The following is a 22,156-nucleotide window of genomic DNA, read 5'->3' as shown; positions in this document are numbered from 1 at the left end:
GGATAATTTACAAAAATGAGTCGTAATATATTAGATTGATTAACAGCAACTAACGATGAATAAAATAAAACGATATCCTACAAATATAGTGTTCAGTTACTTAATACTGTCATCATTATGGGTCTTTTTCTCTGATCTTGCGGTTGAGTTGCTATCAAGTGACTTACAAGAACATGCGTTGGCACAGACAATTAAAGGTCTTGTTTTTATCATTCTGACTTCCACTTTATTGTGGATAATGGTGCGGAAAAATAATCGTGATATAGAGAGAGCCAATGACCTTGATAGTGTAACTGGACTGCACAGCCCATCAGTTTTTTATCGATATCTAAACAAAAGGCTGAAAACTTCCCAGGCCACTGACCACTATGTCCTCTTCTTACTCGACATTGATAACTTTAAATCTGTCGCAGATCAGATTGGTTTTGAAAATACCAATTTGTTTTTAAAAGATATCGCACGATCCATTGAGCTTCCTGTAGAGCATCTGCCGCTTTCGTCTCGAGTACACTCTGATGGTTTTGCGTGTCTAGTCAAACTCAATAACAAAGAAGATATTGAATCCTACATTGCTCTCGTACATCGTAGATTCAATCAATGCGCCTATCGTTATAATAGCAACGCAACTTGCTGTATCGGCGCCGCTCTATTTCCTTCGGATGGCCATAATGCAAAACAACTAATGGCATCAGCGACTCACGCCTTAACTCAAGCAAAAAAAAGCAAAAATGCAATTGAGTTTCATAATCCTCAACTCACAGAGCTTGAACGCCAACGTCAAGAAATGGTGCAAGAGCTACGTAAAGCGATTGATGAAAAAGCGATTGATATTGTGTTTCAGCCGAAATATCACATTGAAAGTAGGCTTGTCGTAGGTGTGGAAGTGCTATCCCGTTGGACGCATGAACGTTATGGTGTCGTTTCACCAGACATTTTTATCGCGTTAGCAGAAGAGAATAATTTTTGTCGAGATTTAACGACGTTAGTTCTAGAGAAAACGGCGGAACAACTCAGAGCTTGTGGTTTGCTTGGGAATGTTCTGAAGAGTATTTCGGTCAATATTTCAGCGGTTGAATTAAATAGCGTAGATGACATGGACTATCTGGATAATTATCTACGCAATGATGCCGAGTTTGCTCGCCTACTTTGTCTTGAAATCACTGAAACCGCGATTCTAAAAGATATCGATCAGTGTGCTACCGCAGTTCAAAAATTGAAAAAACATGGGGTATCATTTTCGATAGATGACTTTGGTGTTGGTTACACCTCTTTTGGTATATTCAGCAAGTTAGAAGTTGATGAGATTAAAATTGATCGCAGCTATATCAATGGGTTAGAAGATGATTATCGTTCACGAACCATTACATCTGGGATCATTGATATAGCTCGTGGGTTTGGCATTCATGTGGTGGCAGAAGGGGTTGAGAATGCCCAACAGTTGTCAATTTTAAAAACGTTAAACTGCGAACAAGCCCAAGGTTATTATCTTGGTTATCCTATGCCGTCTAAACAGCTAAAAGAAAGTATCATCTCTGAAACAGAATCTGACCTTGTAGAGCCAATCTATAACGACTTTATTTGAACGGGTGATGCTTAAAAATATCTTCCACCATGCTATTGAGCAGATCTAAGTCATCGCACGTTTTTGCGTAAGTACGCAAGCCTGCAATTTGTACCTGTACATGGCGAGCAAGCTGTTTGGCATCGCGGCTTTGCTCTACTTCGCCAAGTTGCTGCGCTTCTACAACCAGTTTGGCAAACTCACCTTCCATGATCACTAGGCACTTCTTTGCTTCATCCAGTAACTCTTGGTGCTCGTTGGTCAGCTCTGCGACAGTTTTGGCAAGCATACACATGCCATTAGGAGCACTCTGTTTTGATTCGACGACAACCCGTCGTACAAAGCTCTCTAGTGCTTTAAGCGGGGAGCTGTTTTCTTCACGAGCACGCGCTAGGTTCTTTTTACCCAATTCGGTATAGCGAGCTAGTGTCTCTTTAAACAGACCCTCTTTACTACCGAAGGTAGCGTAGATACTGCCTGGTCGCATGTCGATCACATCTTGCAGGTTACGCATTGATGTGGCGTGAAAGCCTTTTTCCCAATAGAGATTGGTGGCTTTGTCGATCACTTCTTGTCTATCGAATTTCGCTGTATTTGCCATTGGGTAACCTTAAAGACTTTGAACACGTGTTCAACATTTTAAGCATGGTCGGCGTGAGAGTAAAGGACCTCACGAGCCGGAGCAGTGGCTGTTAGCTATCCACCACTTCAACCGTTTTGTGTTCTGCACCGTAGTAGGTGCCTTCATCTATGGTGTACATCAAGGTTTCGCTGCACTCCGGGCACTCGAACTCTTCATTAGGCTCAATGGCTTCATCTTCAATCCAATCCCAACCCACATGCTCTTCACAAGAAGGACAGTTCATATGCTTACCTCACTTTTAGTTCATCAATTTTTTCAGCGGCGCATTATACCCATACGGCTTTTTACCGCAATATGCACTGGCAAGGTGCAACTTGTTGTCTATTTGGGCATATACTGATTATGTTCTATGTCACTTCTAGACTTATTGGGTAGTGTCTAGCTTCTGGAAACGTAATAAAGCCCTATATTTTATGTGCTTAGATGTTATTTTGAACACTGTTATCTCAGGATGGCATATTTATTGTTTAATTTGACAATTAGATGATCTCGGTAAAGGTGTACCAAGTAAGAAGTGTGCCACAGTCGGGATATAGAGATTTGTCAGCTGCTAGGAAAGGTTTATGAAACTAACGGACATGTCGTTCAAGCAAAAAATATTTGCCCTACTTATTTTACCCATACTCGGGTTTTTGTGGCTCAGTGCTACAGCCATATCGCAAAGCATTCATACATCCCAAGAGATGCAGACCCTTAACCAACTGACTCGCCTTTCGGTTGTGTACAGTGAACTGGTACACGAGCTTCAGAAAGAGCGTGGTATGACTGCTGGCTTCTTGGGAGCAAAAGGGACTAAGTTTGGCAAAGAGCTGAGCGATCAACGTAATTTAACCAATCAAAAACGCTCTGCTCGCAACAACTTTTGGCAATCGCAAGACGTGGAATTGCCAGAGATCACGCAACTCAATCAAACGATCTCTCAAGGACTCAACCAGATTACAGACATTCGTCGTCAGGTTGATGCTCAAACAATCCCTTTAGGGCAGGCGCTTGCTTACTACACTCAGCTTAACGCTAAGTTATTGAGTGTGTCTTCTTTGATCGCTGAGTTAAGTAGTGATTCGGTCATTACTCGTGAGACCATCGCTTACTACAACTTCCTTCAAGGGAAAGAGAGAGCTGGTATCGAGCGCGCCGTATTGAGCAATACTTTTTCGAAAGATGAGTTTGGTGAAGGCATGTTGGTGAAGTTCATCTCACTAGTGACGCAGCAAGATACTTATTTCTCCAACTTTAGAGAGCTCAGCACACCCGCAAATGTGGCTTTCTTCGAACAGCAGCTTAATGATAAAGCAGTGGATGAAGTAACACGCTTGAGAGAAGTGGCGAAATCGACCATGAGCGGCTTCAATACGGACCCGGTGTATTGGTTTGCTCAGTCCACAGGTCGTATCGTTAAACTCAAAAAGACAGAAAACCATCTTGCTGATTCGTTGATCAATCTTACAGCGAATAAAACACAACAAGCACAAACACAGATGCTATTTAGTATTGCGCTGTTTGTCGTTGTATCTATAGTTGCACTGTTTGTCGGTATCAAAGTGGTGAGAGACCTAACAACGCGAGTCACTAATTTAACGTCGGTGATGGCAAGTGTTCGCGATAGCAACGATCTAACAGTGCGCGCTCAATATGAAGGAAGCAGTGAGCTTGGCCAAATTGCCGCGTCTTTGAATTCGACTTTAGAGAAGTTTAAAGATGTGATGGATCAGTTGTCTCACTCAAGTATGTCGTTGGCTTCTGCGGCAGAAGAGACATCGCAGACTTGTGATTACAATTCTCATGCATTGGTCGAGCAACAAGATCAAATTGGTCTAATCGCAACGGCAACGGAAGAGTTGTCAGCAACAGTAAATGAAGTGGCAGACAAAACTCAGCAAACGGCGACTTCAGCGCAAATGGCTGACCAGCAAGCTAAGATTGGATTAGAGACGGTTCAACACTCATATCATTCCATCGAGCATCTAGCGAATGAGATTAATGGCTTAGCCGACAAGATCGCACATCTTAATGAGAGCAGCAGTAACATCAACAGCGTCATTGATGTGATCAAATCGGTGGCTGAGCAAACTAACCTATTAGCACTGAATGCAGCGATAGAGGCGGCTCGAGCAGGTGAGCAAGGGCGTGGTTTTGCAGTCGTAGCGGATGAAGTAAGAACACTAGCGCAGCGCACTCAAGAGTCGACAGCTGAGATCGAAGGCTTCGTAACGGCCCTGCAAACCGATGTTCAAAGCGCATTTGATGTTATTGATAACAGTCAAAAGATGTCGCAAAAAGCCGTAGAAGATTCGCGTGATGTAGAGCAAAGCCTGCAAAGCATCTCCGATTCAGTCGGTGAAATCTTCAGTATGGCCGAGCAGATCGCAACGGCTACTGAAGAGCAAGCGGTCGTCACGCAGGACATCGCGAAAAATGTTATCTCTGTGGAGCAGAAATCGACAGAATCAACCACAGGGGCAACACAGATAGCAGTGACGGCTCGTGAACAAGCACAATTAGCGTCTACGCTTAAGACGTTGTCTAACGTGTTTAAGCGATAGGTGTTGCAAGAAACAATAGTATATATGGATAAAGAAAAGGCCCGCGATTCGTTAAGTCTCGCGATTCGTTAAGTCTCGCGGGCCTGCATTCTAGTATCAAAGTAGCGTTATAATTGATAACCGCCAGTTGCCTTAGCGCGATAACGTAAGCTGTTTGGCTATCAATCTCGCCAACATCTCAATGCCTTCTCGCCACTCTTTGGTCTCTTCTAGGTTGGCAACACTGAATCGAACACAATGTTTATATTGCTCATGTGTACCGAATACTGTTCCCGGTAGAATGCCTAGCTTATGCTCCAAGCAGTCTAAATAGAGCGTATAACTGTCGAAGGAGTCGGGCAGGGTGAGCCAAACCAGAAACGACCCTTCCGCACGGGATAAGTGATAGCGTCCTTTTAGTTGTGGGTATTGGTTTAATGATTCACTGAGCGCTGTGTGAAACTGTTTATGATTGGTTTGATAAAGGCGCTTCATTTTCGCAATATGGCTGCGATATCGGCCTGAGGTTAAGAACTGCCCAACCGCAGATTGCATCAGGTTTGAGCTGCCCATGTTGTCACACAGAAGAAACTTTTCGATCTGTGGCTGATACCTCCCTGAGAGCAACCAACCGATACGCAATCTCGAATCGAGCGTTTTCGATAGTGAATTTACGTAGATAACGCGCCCCTCTTGATCGAGTTCTTTTAGACTTGGCAGTGGTGAATCATAGGCTAGACTGCCAAACACATCGTCTTCAATGATCGGCAGCTGCTTCGTAACTTCTAGCAGTGCCTTTCTATTGTTTAAAGGCATTCGAGAGCCCGTTGGGTTGGTGAAATTAGGCGTTACTAATACCGCTTTAACCGGCCATTTCTCGATCGCATCTTGCAGGGCATTGATATCAATGCCTGAATGAACGCTGCTTGGGATCTCCAGCGCCTTGAGCCCTAATGACTCCAGCAGCAGTAGGTTGCCAAAATAACAGGGAGACTCGAGTGCTACGATATCACCGGGTTCGGTTAATGCTCTCAGTGCGAGGCTGATCGCTTGTTGAGCACCATGCGTGATGGCTATTTCATTGGCACTGGCTGGTACTCCAATGTCTTGAGTGATCTTGAGGAGCTGTTTCACCAACTGATCATCGCCTGGAGGGAGCTGGTAATAACCGGGTAACTGAGCTTGAATACGACTATGTCGGCCTATTTCGGCATACAGGCTTCGTATTGCCGAGTTATTGACATTCGGGTGTGCTGAGCCCGTGAGGAGTTTAAGTTTTCCATCTGGGCGTGACAGCACGGAGCGAGTGACTGATAACAGATCCACCTTTTGTGGGCGGCTACTTTTTTCGGAGGCAGAGAGTGCGATCTCCTGCACTCGATAACCAGATTTTGGTACAGAGTAGATGAGCCCCGTGGCTTCAAGCTCTTGGTAGGCTCGAATGACCGTGTTTTTGCTCATATTGAGATGTGTACTCAGCTGTCGAATGGAAGGTAGGCGATCATGAACATGTAAAATCCCCCCTTCGATCTGATTCTTAATGTGTTGTTCCACTGCCAAGTATTTGTTGATACCCACCTATTGCCCCCTGAGCGCAAAATCTGTAACCATCTAAAACATTAAAACTGTATCTTTAATCTACATCTGTACCCAACTAAGGTAACAGTATTGTTGAATAGTTGACCAGAGTTTTGTCATGTTGATTAAATTTATTCCCTTTGTTTTCGTCGTTTTATGGTCGTCAGGTTTCGTCGGTGCACGGTTTGGTTTGCAATATGCGGAACCTGCGACCTTGTTGTCTCTACGTATGATCGCCAATGTCCTCTTGTTCGTGCTTCTGATTGCGACACTCAAACGTAAAGTGCCTCGAGGTAGTGCCTTTTTTCATAGTTGTGTGGTTGGCATACTGATACATGGCTTCTATCTTGGTGGGACTTATTTGGCGATTGATATGGGCATGCCCGCTGGTTTGAGCGCACTTTTGGTTGGTTTACAGCCAATACTCACCGCCATCATGATTGTAACTTTCACTGTGGAGCGTTTTAATCGGGCTCAATGGGTAGGGTTAGCACTCGGCTTCTCTGGTATTAGTTTGGTACTGATGGGGAACATCGAATGGCAGTCAGATGCGCACAAAATGGAAGCAGTATTATTGTGTATTCTCGCTTTGATAGGGATTACCTTCGGTACTCTATACCAGAAACGTTTCTGCCAAGGGGTGGATATGGTGGGCAGTGCGATGGTGCAGTATTTCGCAGCGGCCATTTTGTTTGTGCCCTATGCGATGAGTTTTGAGAGTATGCAGGTCGACTGGACAATAGAATTTTCATTAACCTTGGTTTGGCTAGTCGTCGTGTTGTCTTGTGTGGCGATTTTGCTGTTGCTCTACATGGTGGAACACGGGGCAGCATCGAGTGTTGCTTCTGTGTTTTACCTTGTACCTCCTACAACGGCCATTCAAGCTTGGTTGATGTTTGGTGAGTCTTTTGATTTTTATGGTGCGTTAGGCTTTGCGCTGGCAGCTATCGCGGTTTATTTAGTGGTGAAAAAGCCAAATCTCTCGTTGGGCTTTAAGAGAAAAGTACAAGTTAGACTTTAGAGAAAGTCACCAGAAAAGAGTGGATAGTATTTCTTAAACAAAAGAGCCCTTCGAGGGCTCTTTTAGTTTCAATGGAAAATCTCTAAGAGGCCTGCGTTACGCTTTGTTCATTAAGCAAGCGTAAGCGGTTGTGAATGGCGCTTCTTGGTACTGTTTTAGTCCAGTCTCTTTGAACTTCATCATCAGTGGGTTGTGCTTTAGGCTCTCTTTGATTGTTGCTGGTGCTACAACTTCTACATCTAAGCCATCAATCAGTTGGATAGCGGCTTCTAGTTTGAAGCCGTGACCGCCTCCGGCGAATTTGCCTTTAGTTTGACGTTGGCGAATTACCACCTTCTCAACTTGGTAATCTTCCATCAGTTTGGCGAAAGAGAACTGGAAATCTTTCATTTTTTGCGTGTCATTTGCATCGCTAATCGCGACTTTAGAAACGCGGCAATCAGGGATGTTGAATACACCATCTGAAAGAGAAAGTAGACAAATGATCGCATCATTACCTTTGATTTCAACGCCACAAATTTTCATGTTTTTACCTATCGATTTATCAGTCGTACATTATGGGTTGATTCGCTTAATATCACCAGCTTATTGCAGGAATTAGGCGGTGTTATTTCGGGTAATTATTCATATCTGGTTGAATTGAAACCAAACAGTTTTAGGGTAACGTTTGCCATGAGATAGACCTCACAAATTCATAGCATCTATCGACTTGCAAGACGTGGATTGTACGGTGAAAGAACATGCGAGAACAAACAATCTTTCCAACTGCAGCTTCTCAGCAATTCCACGTGTTTGAAGAAGTGAACCAAAACGTTGAACGCATTGCTGAGAGTCTATCGATAAAAGACTAAGCGATCTGTTATGAAGGTCTAAAGCCAAAAGCCCGCACTTACTTTTTCAGTAAATGCGGGCTTTTCTGTTTAGCCTCAAGCAAGATTAACTGCTGCGACCGTCTTTATAGGTGTAACGATAGTCGACGGTGATCGCCGCTTGATAATGCACATCACCACTCATATTGGTGATCTTCTTCACTTCCATATTGGCATCATCAATCTTAAACGAATCGTATTTAGTCGTGTTTCTAAACTGAGGCAGCTCTCTTGAAAGTTCAAAAGAACTCTTAGTGCTTAACTCTTCCATAAGGTTAGCTCCTGCATCGTATGCTTCCGCTTCAGTAACAAATGTATCTGACTTGAGCGTTGTCTCTAGAACTGCTGTTTTAGTTGCTGCAAACGCTGTTGTGCTTAGAACAAGTGTTGATGCAAGTACGATTAATTTCTTCATAGGAATACCTTACTTTGTTTATGAACATCAATGTTTCGGTGCACAACCAAGATAACAATGAAGTGACGTAAGAAGTGTCAGGGAAATTGCTGTATTTGTAAGATAAAAGTAAGGCTTGTTAGTGAATGTCAGAGGAGTGTCTAAGCAATACATAGACGACTTAATAGTGGAGTTTCAATCGTGTTGATACATGAATCAAGATGACTTAAATGGGGTAATTCAATAGACTAAACAGACCTTAGTAAACAGATTATTTTAAATAGACAGGTGTGGTATGGCGAATTGGGAAGGAGTCAGTGAATTTGTCGCGGTGGCCGAGCGAGAAAGCTTTACCGGTGCTGCTAATAAACTATCGACCTCTGTTGCACAAATTAGCCGTCGTGTCGCCAGCTTGGAAGAGCGACTAGCCGTTAAATTATTGAATCGCACGACACGTAAAGTGTCTCTTACCGAAGCAGGGCAGCTCTACTATCAACAATGCAAGCAGTTGGTAGAGGGACTGGAGCTAGCAGAGCTTGCAGTAACCCAGATGCAATCGACACCCAAAGGTCTGCTGAAAGTTACGGCTCCTGTCACTTATGGTGAGCGCCAGCTTGCGCCTTTGCTGCATCAGTTTCTGACTCAGTACCCTCAAGTTGAGCTCGAGTTAATGCTCACCAATCAAAAGTTAGATCTTATCGATTCGGGGGTAGATGTGGCGATTCGCTTAGGTCGACTGGAAGATTCGAGTCTAGTTGCAAAGCGCCTGTCTCAGAGGCAGCTCTATGTCTGTGCAAGTCCGAAGTACATTGAACGTTATGGTGAACCACATACTTTGTCAGAGCTTGCCAATCACCAGTGTTTGGTTGGTGGGTTTGAGCACTGGCGATTTAAAGAAAATGGTCAACCGAGATCGGTACGAGTTAATGGGCGAATTAAATGCAATAGCGGTTTAGCACTTCTTGATGCCGCGAAACAGAGCATTGGTTTAGTGCAGCTACCTGAATACTATGTCAGCGATGATCTAGAGTCGGGAGAACTGGTGGAAGTGTTGTCGGATTTCCGAGATGACAAAGAGGGGATCTGGGCGCTCTATCCTCAAAACCGTAACCTCTCTTCTAAAGTTCGCCTGCTGGTGGACTTTCTCGCTGATAACCTAGATTAATTTAACACGGGTTTCCATGCCTTGAAAAAAGACGTTTGGTTTGAATGTACGGCTGGTTTGAGTGATGGTGTCGCGAGGGTGAAGGGTGAAGGCCCTTATCCAGCTGAATAAGGGCGCATTTAAATAGCAGACTAAACAGTAAATCGGTCGACTAGGTGGTACAGCTCGTTCGCACGATCGTTCAAGTTTTGGCTACCCGTGCGGTTTTCATTGGCTAATGTTGCTGACTGAGAGCTTGAATCAGAGATAACCACTACGCGTTGTGATATTTCTTGGCCGACTATATTTTGCTCTTCGGTTGCAGTGGCGATAAGAGAGTTCATGTCCATGATGGTATCAATTGACTCCTGAATACGCGCCAGCGCTTCAGCGGCTGCGTTCGCTTCTTCTACTGTTTGAGCGCTGCGATTTTGACTAGAATCCATTGCTTTGACAGCCGCATCAGAGGCCGCTTTTAATTGTTCGATCATGGTGTGGATTTCACCAGTGCTCTCTTGAGTTCTGCTTGCGAGTTTACGAACTTCGTCGGCAACCACCGCAAAGCCGCGCCCTTGTTCACCTGCACGCGCCGCCTCGATAGCCGCGTTCAATGCCAGTAGGTTAGTTTGTTCCGCAATGTCTTGGATAACCGCTAGAGAAGATGAGATGTTTTGTACATCCCCCTCAAGTTGAGATACGACAGTGTTCGCTTCTGATACCTCAGAGGCTAAGCCAGCCACAGACTCCGCCGCGGCATTTACAATCTCTTGCGCTTCACGTGCGTTGTTTTCTGCCTGCTTCGCAGAATTCGCCGCTTGGCTCGCGTTACTTGAGATCTCTTGAGCCGTGGTTGTCATTTCTGTCATCGCGGTAGCAACTTGTTCAGTCTCTTCACGTTGACCGTTTGCCAGTTCATCGACTTGAGCGGCACGAGCTGACATGCTATTGGTCTCGTTCACCACTTGCTGGCCAACATCACTCACGCTACGAATAATGGTTTGAAGGCTCGCAACAAACGCATTGAAGTTGTCGCTAAGGAGGGCAAATTCTGGTGCACGAAACGATTCCATACGAGCTGTCAGATCAGCCTCACCGCTTGCAAACGAGCTAATTGAACGATCCAGCTGCTCGATTGGCTTCATAATGGTGCGATTTATACCAACAGCGAAAACTGCAACGATCAGTGCGATCAGGCCACAGAACAGGCTGATCGCAGTGATCGTGCTCTGCAATGCTTGGTTTGAACTTGCTTCCATCTCAGCGATAACTGCATCAATGTCATCGGTATAAAACCCCGTACCTAGCATTAAATCCCACTGCGGAATGAAGATCGAGTAACTCAGTTTTGGTAGCGCTTCGGTCTCACCTAACTTAGGAAAGTAGTAAGTAGTGAATTTGCCGACCTTCGAATTCTTGATCAGATCCTGAATCAGGTAGTTGCCTTTTTTGTCTTGCAGGTTGAAGTAACTTTTTCCGATACCATCGGTACTTTGACCAACCACCACACGCACGCCTTTAGAGTCGTAACCGAAGATGTAGCCTGACTCTCCATACTCTAGCTGACGCAAAGTAGGTAGGGCTTCTTCTAGTGTGGCACCTCGCTCTAGGAATGGTGTAATTGACGACTTCGCCATTTGTAGATAAGACTTCAGTTCTTTCTGTTTCATCTCCATCATGTTGGTACGAGTCGAGTTGACCTGTTCAGCGGTAAGTTCGGTTGTCTTTAGATAGCTTACATAGATCATTCCGATCGTCATAAACAGGAGAGGGATAAAAGACAAAATATAGAGGCGGTTTCTGATGGTTAGACTCATAAAGACTTCCTACTGCAGAGATATTATTTTTATTGGGTCACAGGACCGGTTGAACAGATGAAATTTTCGGCATGCTGCTCAAAAAATGCCACATGTTGATTTACATTATTTGCCTGTTTAAAAAATGTAAATGCGCCATTCGTCTAAACGTTACGTTCGCATAGTTTTGTTCGATAAATTTGACAGCGGTTAACTTTTGGCTGAATAAGTGAGTAATCGACTCAACATAATTGAGAGCAGGAGAACGAAGAGGAGTGTGTCAGAACTTTTGATAGCTTGAATGCTTTGCTAGAATGCGGCGCTCTGTGGCAATCCAGTCACGTTGTTATTGATTTAAGTGAGTACATTCATGAAGAAAGGCCAGGTAACGATTGGTTTAACTAACCCCAAAAGCCCAACCAATGTGGGCGCTGTGATGCGTGCAGCGGGGTGTTATCAAGTGGATGAGGTTAAGTACACGGGGCAACGTTATGAAAAGGCGGCCAAGTTTCATACCGATACCAAGAGTGCAACTCGCAATATTCCACTGGTCGGGGTGGATTCATTTCTCGATGACCTTGACCCAGAGACAAAGATTGTGTGTGTTGAACTAGCAGAAGGCGCGACGCCTCTACCAAGGTTCCAACACCCAGAGAACGCGATCTACATTTTTGGTCCAGAAGACGGTTCGATTTCTCAAGAGGTTGCAGATCGCGCTGATCATGTTGTGTATGTACCGACGGTTGGTTGTATGAACTTAGCGGCAACGGTGAATGTACTTCTTTACGATAGATTGGCTAAGTCTGATGATATGGACGAAAGCAACGAACTTATTAAAAAGAGCCGAGATAACCGCAATCACCTTCTAGTGAAAGAAAAATAGCAACAACTCGAGCTGTTGTTGATTCATGTGTTATCTAAGTGATTTCTTAGCGGGTATGATGTGGTCACACTCTTCTCCGATGAAAGGCTAGATAACACATGGAAGATGAAAAACTTCTTACGGCTTTAAAAAACCAACCTGTCCTTGACCTCTATTCGCTCTATCAATCCCTCGAGCACAGAGGGACCTTATACTCATTGCTTGAAAAACTCGCTTCACTCAAAGGCCAACACGCACTCGATACTCAGTTAAGCCCTTTGAAACCGCATATTGAAAAGGTTTTGGCGCAGTTTGACGACCAAACACCGGATGCTGTGATCTTGGAAGCCGTGATTAGACAATCTGAAATTCAACAGCGAGGACACAGTATGAGCCGCTATGTATTGACGTCGGATAACCACCGTCATTTTGCACCCCAAGCGGATTTGGTGGTATTTGGAGACTCGATTACGGAGTGGGCACCTTGGGCTGATATCTTCCGAGACGTATCTATGGTGAATCGAGGTTTAGCCGGAGATACAACCGCTGGCATGCTAAGACGAATAGACACGACCTTGAACGTGAATCCCAAGTTGATCTGCTTTATGGCGGGTATCAACGACCTCGCTCAAGGCTACTCTGTCGATCAAGCTTTCACAAACTATGTCGAGATCGTAGACACATGGCTCAAGCAAGGGATTAAGGTCGTTGTTCAATCAACGCTTTTTGTTGGAGAAAGCCTTCAAGGTTTGAATACTCAAGTTGAAGAACTGAACAGTCTGCTGAAAAGCTATTGTCATGAGAATCGGGTTCAGTTCTTAGATGTGAATGAAGTTTTGGCGCCCAATGGCGTGCTATTGGATGATTTCAGCTGCGATGACCTGCACCTGAATGCTAAAGCTTATCAACAATGGTCGAGCCTACTTATACCGGTTGTACATCAATCATTATCCAGCGATTAAGCAGAAAGCCTTAATATTTAGCACAGAAAAAATCGGCTAACTCATTATGGCGGGGAACCATATTTGAGTTAGCCGATTCGTTTAATCAGCGTTACTAGCCAGTGATTAGCCGACTAAATAGGCGCTAATACGTGTCGTCGATGCTTGTTGTTGAGACTAGGGACACTTTGAAGCCATAACTTGCAGTGGCTTACCTGCATCGTCAAACTTCAAGCTCCAAACATACTTACCACCGTCACGGATGGTAACAGCGGTATCTTTACCATAGCCGCCTTTGGTTAGTGCCGTCTCTTGACCAAGTTTGATATTCAGACCATCAGCTGTGTACTGCGGAGACCAAGATTTAGACGCATATTGCATGCGGTAACTGCCTGGTTTCTCTTTAGTCACAACTTGATAGGTATTGTCACCGCGGTAGGTAAAGGCTCTGCCTTCTTTGTGTTTCCAGCCAGAGTCTGCGAAGTTGCCTACAACGTATAGCTTGCTGCTTACTGGGCCCGCTTCAGATATGACAGGGTTATCACACTGAGCCATAAAGCCTTGGCCAGAGACTGGCGCGCTCGCCATCGCCGCAGCGACAGGCCCTGCAGAACTTGGTTTATCTACGCTCAAGAATCGACCTTCAAATGGTGCTAGCTCAATTTGGTAGCTGTCACCGGATGCGGCGATTTTGTCTTGAGTAAGCAGGTCGCTCAGTCCAGCGTCAGAGCCAGATTGTTTCTTAGTGAGCTCTAGCGTGTATGCTTTGTCAGTGACGTTAATGGCATAGATGAGCGCTTCGTTGCCGGCACCTTTGTGGTCGACGTAAACTGATTCGTTAGCAAGTAGGTGAGTTCGCTTACCTTGAGACAGTGCCGGGTGGTCCTGGCGAAGTGTCATCAGAGTTGTCACATACTGCTTGAGATCTTGTTCGCGGGCATTAAGGTCAGCTGTTACCCCTTCCACTTTACCGCTGGTACGGGCTACGTGGTCGTCACACAGTCCAGGAATAGCACAATCTTCCCATACTTTGTCAGCAAATCCATCTAACTGGTCACCAATCTCGTCACCGTAGTAAGTGGTGATTGGGCCTGTGTAAGCGGCTTGGAATGAGAAAGCTGCTTTGTATCGTTGCCAGTATTCATCATCTTCTGGTGAAGCGATATCGCCACGTTGCAGTAAGTCACCAAAAGCGCACTAAGTCGTGGTTACCAATCATAAGGTTTGGTTTTGCGTGGTCTGGGTAAAGTGAGTGTAATGACATGCCTTCTGCTAGCCACTCACCGCCTTTGCCACCAACGCCGGCTTCGTTTACAGCAAGCGTCTCTGTTAAGCGGTAACGCACAGGGAAGTCAAACGCTGAGCAGAGTGCCGGAGAGCTGTTAGTACCATAGCCTGTTTCGATAATGCGGTTTTCTCCCGCCCAAATCTCAGCAACCATGTAACCCAGTGGATTAACGGTTTCACCCTCTGAGTTTACGTATTCAACTTCTGCAGAAGCGACATCGACACTCTCACGAATTTCCGCCCATGCGTCTTTTGGTACTTGATACGCTTGGTCAAGACGCCAACCATCAATCTTAAGCTCCTTGATCCAGTAGGTCGCGACCTCTTTGTAGAACTCTAAACTCTCTGGGTAAGCGACAGGGTTGTTTTCGCCTTGTGGTAGTTTACCAGTAGGTGAAGGCGCAACATTACCTTTGTGGTGACCGAATACGCCATCAAAGAATACGTATAAGCCGCGAGCGTGCGCCTCTTCTACTAGCTGTTTAGCTTGCTCTAACGTACCGAATCGTGGGTCGATACTGAAATAGTCAGTGGCGAAGTAGCCCGTTGCATCGAGTCTATCTGCCCAGTGGTCTTGTCCTGCAACAGGCTCAGAATTGAAGATAGGTGTTAGCCAAATACCATTCATTCCCAGCGATTGAATGTAATCGAGTGAGTCGATGATGCCCTGAATATCGCCTTTATGGTGGCTAGTGCCGTAACCGGTACCGTGACCGATAGAGTCATCGCCATTCACAAAGCTTTCGACCATTACTTGGTAGATACGCAGGTCGTTGATTTCTGCGCTGTGTGTGGTTTGACATTGGTAGGCATTGAGGTCGACCTGCTCAGAGGTCTCGGTTGTAGACTGGCATCCAGCTAAGAGTGCGAAAGAAACCGCTAAAGCCGTCGTAGTTAGGGTGCGTTTCACGTTCAAGTCCTTATTATTGTGTTTTGCTTCATTATTGACCAAGTGAAACAGAGGCAAATCATCCATAAATCAAAGGGCTGAGGATGAGAAAAAGGGCTGAGAGATCTCAGTCACAATAAATTTACATTTCACTGCCCAGAATATGATTTGGTGCAAAATTATTCACTGATAAAAGGTATGCAGTTGAGTAAAAATAGTTTGTTGGAACGCTTTTCAAATAACCCTCGGCCTAACACAATTTTGGTTCTGTCTACGAGGTCACTTTCTGTTATCGCAAAATGCACAGTCTGTACTTTATAAAAGAATTGTTATGGTGTTTTATGTGAAATGTTAATGATTGTAGGCGATTTCATTGTTTCTCTAAAACAATACGCTTGGTTGGCGTGGCTTATTTAACATCCTAACTCTTTGAATCATTGACACTTACTGTGAAATGTTCGACAAGAAGAGTAAAGAATGTGAGTAGTGATTCTTCCCAATTTGTAGACGATGAATATAGCTTTGAACCCACGTTGCGGGCGAAGTTTTCACGTCGAAGGTGGTTCAATTGGAAAGGCATTGAACTGCGTTTGGTGTTGGCGTTGGCGATGCTGTCGATGACGACGATTTTCCTTTCGGCCTTTTCTAGCGTCACTTTTGATATTCTCAATCAACGTCTTGTTGAACTTAAAGAGCAAGAGATCCCTGCGCTCGATAATGCCGCTCGCCTGAATGACAGAGTCAGAGAGGTCATTACAACCTCTTCCCAAATCAGTGGCGCTGAATCCAATCTAGAGCGTGAACAGGCGATGCTCAAAATTGAACAAGCCATTTCAGAGATGAAAGGCATCATGGTTCAATTTCCCGACTACCACTCTTATTTTAAAGATCTGATCTCACAAGTTCACAATAGCTTGAGCTTGCTCTATCAGAGTGAAATAGAGTCGCAACAGCTCAATAAAGAGTTACGTAACCTGTTAGAAGGTTTCTATCCATTGCTCCAACAAGCCAGCGACGCCCTTGATCAACTCCCTCAATCGAGTAAAAGGCAAATAGATTTCGCCCAATTAAAAGCACTGCTCTATTACCAATTGGGCTTGGTCGAGAAGTTATATAACGATTCAAGTTTTAATGAGCTGGACTACACCGGATACCGTCTAGAGCAGATTGGTGAAGAGTGGTGGGGAATTTGGGCGAGTGGCGGTCTAAGACGAGAGTTTCCTGAGCTGGATGAGCAGTTGATGGTGATTTATAACTTGGCGTCTAGCACGAGCACTCTGTACAAGCTAAAAAATAAAGCGCTTGATCACCGCTATCAAGAGATGTATTTCCTACAAAATAGTCGAGAGCACCTTAAACAGCTTACGGTTCAAATTGAAAGCCACACTAGTAAGGTGAATGGCAATATCGATCAATCTATTCAACAGGCGCAGCAGTCTCTACTTTCAAATCAGCGACTGTCTCTGTTTCTATCCTTGTTTAGCGTATTAGCAGCAGCAGCGATATCTTGGTTCTATGTACGAAAGAGTGTTTTAGAGCGCCTCTTGCAGCTAAAAGACAACATGTTCGCTATCTCTACTGGGCATCTGGATACCGAAGTTGCGATTCGCGGTCGCGATGAAGTGACGCAAATGGCCAAGTATTTAAGAGTGTTCCAAACTACCGCTAAAGTTGTGAAACAGACCAATCGTAAGCTCGAAGCTGAGGTTATCGAGCGTACTATTGCTGAAGAGAAATTGCGCGTGACCCAAGATGAGCTGATTCAAGCAGGTAAGCTTGCGGCTTTGGGGCAGTTGAGTGTCGGCATTACACATGAAATCAATCAACCTCTGACTGCAGTAAATAGTCATGTTCACAGTGCGCAGTTGTGGCTGGAAAAAGAGCGCCCAGATAAGGCGGTGAACAACCTGCAGAAGATCGAGACATTACTAGAGAAAGTCGCAGCGATTACCCGTCACCTGAAAGCATTTTCGCGCAAGAGCGATGGCAAGCTAACCAGTGTTGTACTGAACGATGTGATTAGCGATGCGATTGACTTGTTTGAAACTCGCCAAAGCGGGGTAAACATTGAGTATTCACCGAATCGGGCATTGTTGGTTCGAGCCAATAGTATCCGTTTAGAACAAGTATTGGTGAATCTGATCAGCAATGCGTTAGATGCTATCGAGCACAAAGCACAACCCAGGTTGATCATTTCTACCTCTGAGCACTCCGAGACCATTGAAGTATCAGTCAAAGACAACGGTTTAGGTATTCCTCAAGAGGATCTCCCGCACTTGTTTGACCCATTTTATTCACGAAAAAGCTCTGGAAAAGGGCTCGGACTTGGTTTGTCCATTGCTTACAACATCATAAAAGACTTTGGTGGCTCGATTCACGTGGAATCTCAAGAACACCAAGGTACAACTTTCATCGTCACTCTACCAAAAGGCACACACTCATGACCCAAGACAACCACATTATTTTGATTGATGACGAACTGGACGTTGTCGAAGCAGTGAGTGAAATGCTTGAACTCGAGGGTTTCAATGTCACTAGTTACACCGACCCTAATTTGGCACTTAAGTCGTTGAAGGGAAGCAGCCAGTCTGTGGTGTTGAGTGATGTTCGAATGCCGAAAATCGATGGGTTGAGTTTAGTCAGTGCGATTCAACACCGAGCACCAAACGTACAAGTGTTATTGATGAGTGGTCACGGTGACATACCTATGGCGATTGAAGCGATGAAGCTGGGTGCGTTTGATTTCTTAGAAAAACCATTAGATACCAGTGAGTTGGTCGAGAAGCTCAATCTCGCGCTAGCGCAATGTCAGAGCAGCAGCTCTCAAACCTCGGGTGAGAGTGAAGAGAGTGATTTACCAATTGAGTCTGTCGTTATCGGTCAATCAAAGGGCATGGAGAGTATTCGCAAACAGGTTCTCGCTTTAGCACACACAGGTGTGGATACCATAATTAATGGTGAAACGGGTACTGGTAAAGAGGTGATAGCAAGGGCGCTTCATCAATTTAGCCGACGAAAAGCCAAACCGTTTGTAGCGATTAACTGTGGCGGTATGACAGAGAGCATCATTGAGAGTGAACTGTTTGGCCACGAAGCAGGCTCGTTCACCAGTGCCAATAAAAAACGCATTGGCAAAATAGAGCAGGCGAGTGGTGGAACCCTATTCCTTGATGAAATCGAAAGTATGCCTATCGCGGTGCAAATCAAATTGCTGCGAGTGGTTCAGGAGCGAATCATTGAGCGTGTTGGCGGCAATGAACTGATCCCTGTTGATATTGTTGTGGTTGCGGCAAGCAAAGCCGATCTCGCTAGCCTGAGTGAGTCGGGTGAGTTTAGAGCCGATCTTTTCTATCGCTTGAATATCGCTAGTCTGAATCTGCCAGCCCTGCGCCATCGTAAAGAGGACATTCAACTGCTGTTTCGACACTTTGTTGTTCAGGCTAGTCACAAATACAAGACGCGTCCATCGACAATTTATCCTGAGCAGATCCAGCAGTTGTGTCGACATGAGTGGCCGGGAAACGTACGCGAGCTGCGCAATGTCGCGGACCGTTTCGTACTCGGTATTGTGGGTGATGGTTTCGATTTGCAATCACCAAGCTGTGAATCGACCGGTGGTGAGTTTGCCTTTGAAAAGCAGATGGAGCAGTACGAACGCAATGTGTTGACAGAAGCTTTGATAGAGAGCGCTGGTAACATCAACGATGTGTCTAACAAGCTTAACTTACCCCGTAAAACCTTGTATCGAAAGATGAAAAAGCATCAGCTTGATAAAGAGAGTTTCAAAATATAGTTCGTTCCAAACATAGTTCGTTCCAAATATAGTCAGTGTGAAATGGGATAAAACTGATAAGACAGTAATGACCCATTTAATGAATCTATAAATTAATATCTACTTCAAGTGTTTGTAATACAAGGATTTTAACATTTGGCACAATGTCTGCACTAAACCATTGCGGCTTAAAGCCGCAAGCAGGCTATCAGTCTCCGAATTGCATCCGTATCATTTATTGATGAGCGGGAGCGTTAAAGGTGGAGACTGAATGGCCAAATTAAGGAAAGTAAAAAATAATTGCTTGTTGCAAGGAGATACAAACATGAAGCAAATTCTGAAAGGTTCAATTGCTTTAATACTCGGCGTGAGTTCGATGACAGCATGGGCAGCACAAGAGTCTGCCAACCTTGGGCCTCGTCCCCTCTTTTTAATCAACAATATGGACGAAGGACCGCTGAAAACTAAGCTATTGAGTTGTAGTGAAGGGCCTTTCCAGCGCAGTGACTTCTCTATTGGTCACCGTGGTGCGCCAATGCAGTTCCCAGAACATACTAAAGAGTCTTATCTCGCTGCGATTCAAATGGGTGCTGGCATCTTGGAATGTGATGTGACCTTTACCAAAGACAAAGAGCTTGTCTGCCGCCACTCACAAAACGATTTGCACACCACGACGGACGTGTTGGCTCACCCAGAGCTTGCGAAGAAATGTACGGTCCCATTTAAACCAGCTAACCCTGCCACGGGTGAAGACGCTCAGGTGGAGTGTCGCACAACGGACTTTACCTTGGCGGAGTTTAAGACTCTTAAAGGGAAAATGGACGGTGCGAACCCTAAAGCAACCACGGTTGAAGAGTACATGAATGGCACGCCTGGTTGGAGAACTGATCTTTATAGTCAAAGTGGTACCTTGATGACTCATGCTGAGAGTGCTGCGCTGTTCAAGCAACATGGCGTGAAGGTGACACCAGAGCTGAAATCCGCAGCGGTAGAGATGCCATTCAATGGCTTTAGCCAAGAGATGTACGCTCAAAAGTTGGTGGATGAAGTCAAGGCTGCTGGTTTTGATGCGTCTGAAGCCTACCTACAATCATTCAACTTGGATGACGTTAAATACTGGATCAAAGAAAACCCTAAGTTTGGTGAACAAGCGGTGTATCTAGACGATCGAGTGTATGAGCAAGCGGACTTTGTCGCTTCGATTGAGAACATGAAAGAGCTACAAAAAGCGGGTGTAAACATCATCGCACCGCCGTTGTTTGCTCTAGTTGAGCTTGATAAAGACAACCAAATCGTTGCGTCTGACTACGCTAAACTGGCGAAGCAAGCTGACTTAGACATCATTGCTTGGACACTTGAGCGTTCAGGTCCACTGACACAAGGCGGTGGTTGGTATTACCAAAGCGTTAAGCAAGGCATCAACAACGATGGCGATATGATGAAGATGCTAGACGTACTAGCGCAAGACGTTGAAGTGTTAGGTGTATTCAGTGACTGGCCTGCGACAACGACGTACTACGCTAACTGCATGGCACCAAAAGCCTAAGTGAACTGGTGAGATGGGCGGTATGAAGTGAGCTGCCTGTCTCTATGATTGGACAATTTCAATCTGTTTATTAAGAGCCTTCGGGCTCTTTTTTTGGCTTGATAACTGTGGGACAAAAGTGACCCAAATTCATATTAATAGCTTGGACACAAATGACTCAAATCTAATCACTTAAAATGAGGTTTGTTTTAAGTTGTTGAAAATAAATAAAATAATAATTGGCACAAAGGGTGCAATAAGAGGTTCGACCCTCAACAAAAAGTAAAAGTAAGGTTTGAATATGAAAATCAGTGTTAAAGGACTGTTAATCGCTAGCTCCCTACTACTTCCTTCAATGGCTATGGCAAACGACTGCTCTAACCGTGGTGTGCTAGACGATCGATACTGTGATGAAAACCAAGATTTAGTGGCTGACTCGCCTAAAAATCCAGATGAGTGGAACGACCCGAGTACGCTCGTGTTTACCTACACTCCCGTAGAAGACCCAGCTTTGTATAAAGATGCATTTGCTGATTTCCAAGCGCACCTAAGTAAGATCACAGGCAAGCGCGTAATTTACTACACAGTGCACTCAAACTCTGCACAAGTGGAAGCTATGCGCTCTGGTCGTCTTCACGTTGCGGGTTTCTCAACAGGTCCTACGGGCTACGCGGTTAACCTAGCGGGTTATGTACCAATCGCAGTGAAGGGCGATGAGTCAGGCTTCCAAGGTTACAACCTAATCACTATCGTGCGTAAAGATAGTGGCATCAAGACGATGGCTGATCTGAAAGGCAAAAAGGTTGCGCATACTTCTGCGTCATCAAACTCTGGCAACCTTGCACCACGTGCACTTTTCCCTGCAAAAGGCTTAGTACCAGACCAAGACTACAAGGTGCTTTACTCGGGCAAGCATGACCAATCTATTTTGGGTGTATACAACGGAGACTACGATGCAGCACCTGTCGCATCGGATGTTTACGACCGCATGGTTGCAGCAGGGCGTGTGGATGCGTCTGAGCTTAAAATTATCTACCGCAGCCCACGTTTCCCAACATCAGCATTTGGCTACGCTTACAACCTGAAACCAGAGCTTGTTGACAAGATTAACGAAGCTTTCTTTAGCTATCGTTTTACACCGGAAATGAGCGCAGCATTCAAAGGCGCTGATCGTTTCTCTCCTATCTCTTACAAAGAAGAATGGGGCGTGATTCGTGACATTGCTCATGCAACCGGTACTGCTTACACCAAAGCGGGTCTGAAAAAGCTTGCGGAAAAAGATGCGGCGAAACGCGCGAAGAAAAAAGCAGCTGAGCTCGCGAAACAAGCAAACAGTCAGTAACTCTCTCTAATAC

16 protein-coding genes and 1 pseudogene are annotated in these 22,156 nt (G+C 45.0%); 10 read left to right on the top strand and 7 right to left on the bottom strand.

Going from position 1 to position 22,156, the window contains the following annotated elements; all coding sequences use genetic code 11:
• The first annotated feature begins 55 nt into the window (after nucleotides 1-55).
• On the top strand, nucleotides 56-1,582 hold the full coding sequence (locus vsple_RS17300; protein WP_261883176.1) for a putative bifunctional diguanylate cyclase/phosphodiesterase: 1,527 nt from the start codon (nucleotides 56-58) through the stop codon (nucleotides 1,580-1,582).
• Here the strand turns inward: vsple_RS17300 and vsple_RS17295 are convergent.
• Both vsple_RS17295 and vsple_RS17290 read right to left on the bottom strand, forming a co-directional pair.
• On the bottom strand, nucleotides 1,575-2,162 hold the full coding sequence (locus vsple_RS17295) for a TetR/AcrR family transcriptional regulator (protein ID WP_261883175.1): 588 nt from the start codon (nucleotides 2,160-2,162) through the stop codon (nucleotides 1,575-1,577). The genes vsple_RS17300 and vsple_RS17295 overlap by 8 nt on opposite strands.
• Nucleotides 2,163-2,253: 91 nt before the next feature.
• Nucleotides 2,254-2,427, bottom strand: a complete 174-nt coding sequence (locus tag vsple_RS17290) for a hypothetical protein (RefSeq protein ID WP_255232411.1) — start codon at nucleotides 2,425-2,427, stop codon at nucleotides 2,254-2,256.
• A 340-nt stretch (nucleotides 2,428-2,767) separates the two neighbouring features.
• Between vsple_RS17290 and vsple_RS17285 the strand changes: the two genes are divergently transcribed.
• The gene (locus vsple_RS17285) at nucleotides 2,768-4,747 is read left to right on the top strand and encodes a methyl-accepting chemotaxis protein (protein ID WP_261884004.1); all 1,980 of its coding nucleotides are present in this window, start codon (nucleotides 2,768-2,770) and stop codon (nucleotides 4,745-4,747) included.
• A 132-nt stretch (nucleotides 4,748-4,879) separates the two neighbouring features.
• On the opposite strand, the gene vsple_RS17280 is transcribed toward vsple_RS17285, so the two are convergent.
• Nucleotides 4,880-6,304, bottom strand: a complete 1,425-nt coding sequence (locus tag vsple_RS17280; RefSeq protein ID WP_261884003.1) for an aminotransferase-like domain-containing protein — start codon at nucleotides 6,302-6,304, stop codon at nucleotides 4,880-4,882.
• A 118-nt stretch (nucleotides 6,305-6,422) separates the two neighbouring features.
• Here vsple_RS17280 and vsple_RS17275 point away from each other — a divergent pair, with 118 nt between their 5' ends.
• Entirely contained in the window at nucleotides 6,423-7,325 is a 903-nt protein-coding gene (locus vsple_RS17275; protein ID WP_261884002.1) for a DMT family transporter, read from the top strand.
• 96 nt (nucleotides 7,326-7,421) lie between these two features.
• Here vsple_RS17275 and vsple_RS17270 read toward each other — a convergent pair whose 3' ends face one another.
• Entirely contained in the window at nucleotides 7,422-7,850 is a 429-nt protein-coding gene (locus vsple_RS17270; RefSeq protein WP_255232415.1) for a DUF3010 family protein, read from the bottom strand.
• A gap of 411 nt (nucleotides 7,851-8,261) precedes the next feature.
• On the bottom strand, nucleotides 8,262-8,609 hold the full coding sequence (locus vsple_RS17265) for a DUF3316 domain-containing protein (RefSeq protein ID WP_255232417.1): 348 nt from the start codon (nucleotides 8,607-8,609) through the stop codon (nucleotides 8,262-8,264).
• Between the two features lie 274 nt (nucleotides 8,610-8,883).
• Between vsple_RS17265 and vsple_RS17260 the strand changes: the two genes are divergently transcribed.
• Entirely contained in the window at nucleotides 8,884-9,753 is an 870-nt protein-coding gene (locus vsple_RS17260) for a LysR family transcriptional regulator (protein WP_255232418.1), read from the top strand.
• A gap of 131 nt (nucleotides 9,754-9,884) precedes the next feature.
• On the opposite strand, the gene vsple_RS17255 is transcribed toward vsple_RS17260, so the two are convergent.
• The gene (locus vsple_RS17255) at nucleotides 9,885-11,546 is read right to left on the bottom strand and encodes a methyl-accepting chemotaxis protein (protein WP_261884001.1); all 1,662 of its coding nucleotides are present in this window, start codon (nucleotides 11,544-11,546) and stop codon (nucleotides 9,885-9,887) included.
• A gap of 349 nt (nucleotides 11,547-11,895) precedes the next feature.
• Between vsple_RS17255 and vsple_RS17250 the strand changes: the two genes are divergently transcribed.
• Together vsple_RS17250 and vsple_RS17245 are read left to right on the top strand one after the other, a co-directional pair.
• On the top strand, nucleotides 11,896-12,408 hold the full coding sequence (locus tag vsple_RS17250; RefSeq protein ID WP_255232420.1) for an RNA methyltransferase: 513 nt from the start codon (nucleotides 11,896-11,898) through the stop codon (nucleotides 12,406-12,408).
• Nucleotides 12,409-12,506: 98 nt separating this feature from the next.
• A complete protein-coding gene (locus vsple_RS17245) occupies nucleotides 12,507-13,349 on the top strand; it encodes an SGNH/GDSL hydrolase family protein (RefSeq protein ID WP_261884000.1) in 843 nt (280 codons plus the stop codon).
• A 156-nt stretch (nucleotides 13,350-13,505) separates the two neighbouring features.
• Here the strand turns inward: vsple_RS17245 and vsple_RS17240 are convergent.
• Nucleotides 13,506-15,567, bottom strand: a pseudogene (locus tag vsple_RS17240) (alpha-amylase family glycosyl hydrolase).
• Nucleotides 15,568-16,037: 470 nt separating this feature from the next.
• On the opposite strand from vsple_RS17240, the gene vsple_RS17235 reads away from it, so the two are divergent.
• From vsple_RS17235 to phnD, 4 genes are all read left to right on the top strand, one after another.
• Nucleotides 16,038-17,948, top strand: coding sequence for a sensor histidine kinase (locus vsple_RS17235; RefSeq protein ID WP_420833818.1), 1,911 nt, complete (start codon nucleotides 16,038-16,040; stop codon nucleotides 17,946-17,948).
• Nucleotides 17,945-19,297 (top strand): sigma-54-dependent transcriptional regulator, encoded by a 1,353-nt coding sequence (locus vsple_RS17230; protein ID WP_261883998.1) that lies wholly within the window; start codon nucleotides 17,945-17,947, stop codon nucleotides 19,295-19,297. Before vsple_RS17235 ends, vsple_RS17230 begins: the two co-directional genes overlap by 4 nt.
• Before the next feature lie 304 nt (nucleotides 19,298-19,601).
• Nucleotides 19,602-20,822 carry a glycerophosphodiester phosphodiesterase family protein gene (locus tag vsple_RS17225; RefSeq protein WP_255232423.1) on the top strand — a complete coding sequence of 407 codons (1,221 nt, stop codon included), beginning with the start codon at nucleotides 19,602-19,604 and terminating at the stop codon, nucleotides 20,820-20,822.
• A 280-nt stretch (nucleotides 20,823-21,102) separates the two neighbouring features.
• A complete protein-coding gene (gene phnD / locus vsple_RS17220) occupies nucleotides 21,103-22,143 on the top strand; it encodes a phosphate/phosphite/phosphonate ABC transporter substrate-binding protein (RefSeq protein WP_261883997.1) in 1,041 nt (346 codons plus the stop codon).
• Nucleotides 22,144-22,156 lie beyond the last annotated feature (13 nt).

The organism is Vibrio pelagius (genome assembly GCF_024347575.1).
GTDB classification, from domain to species: Bacteria; Pseudomonadota; Gammaproteobacteria; order Enterobacterales; family Vibrionaceae; genus Vibrio; species Vibrio pelagius.
The sequence above is the reverse complement of the archived record's forward strand: the minus strand, read 5'-3'. Positions and strand labels throughout refer to the sequence as shown.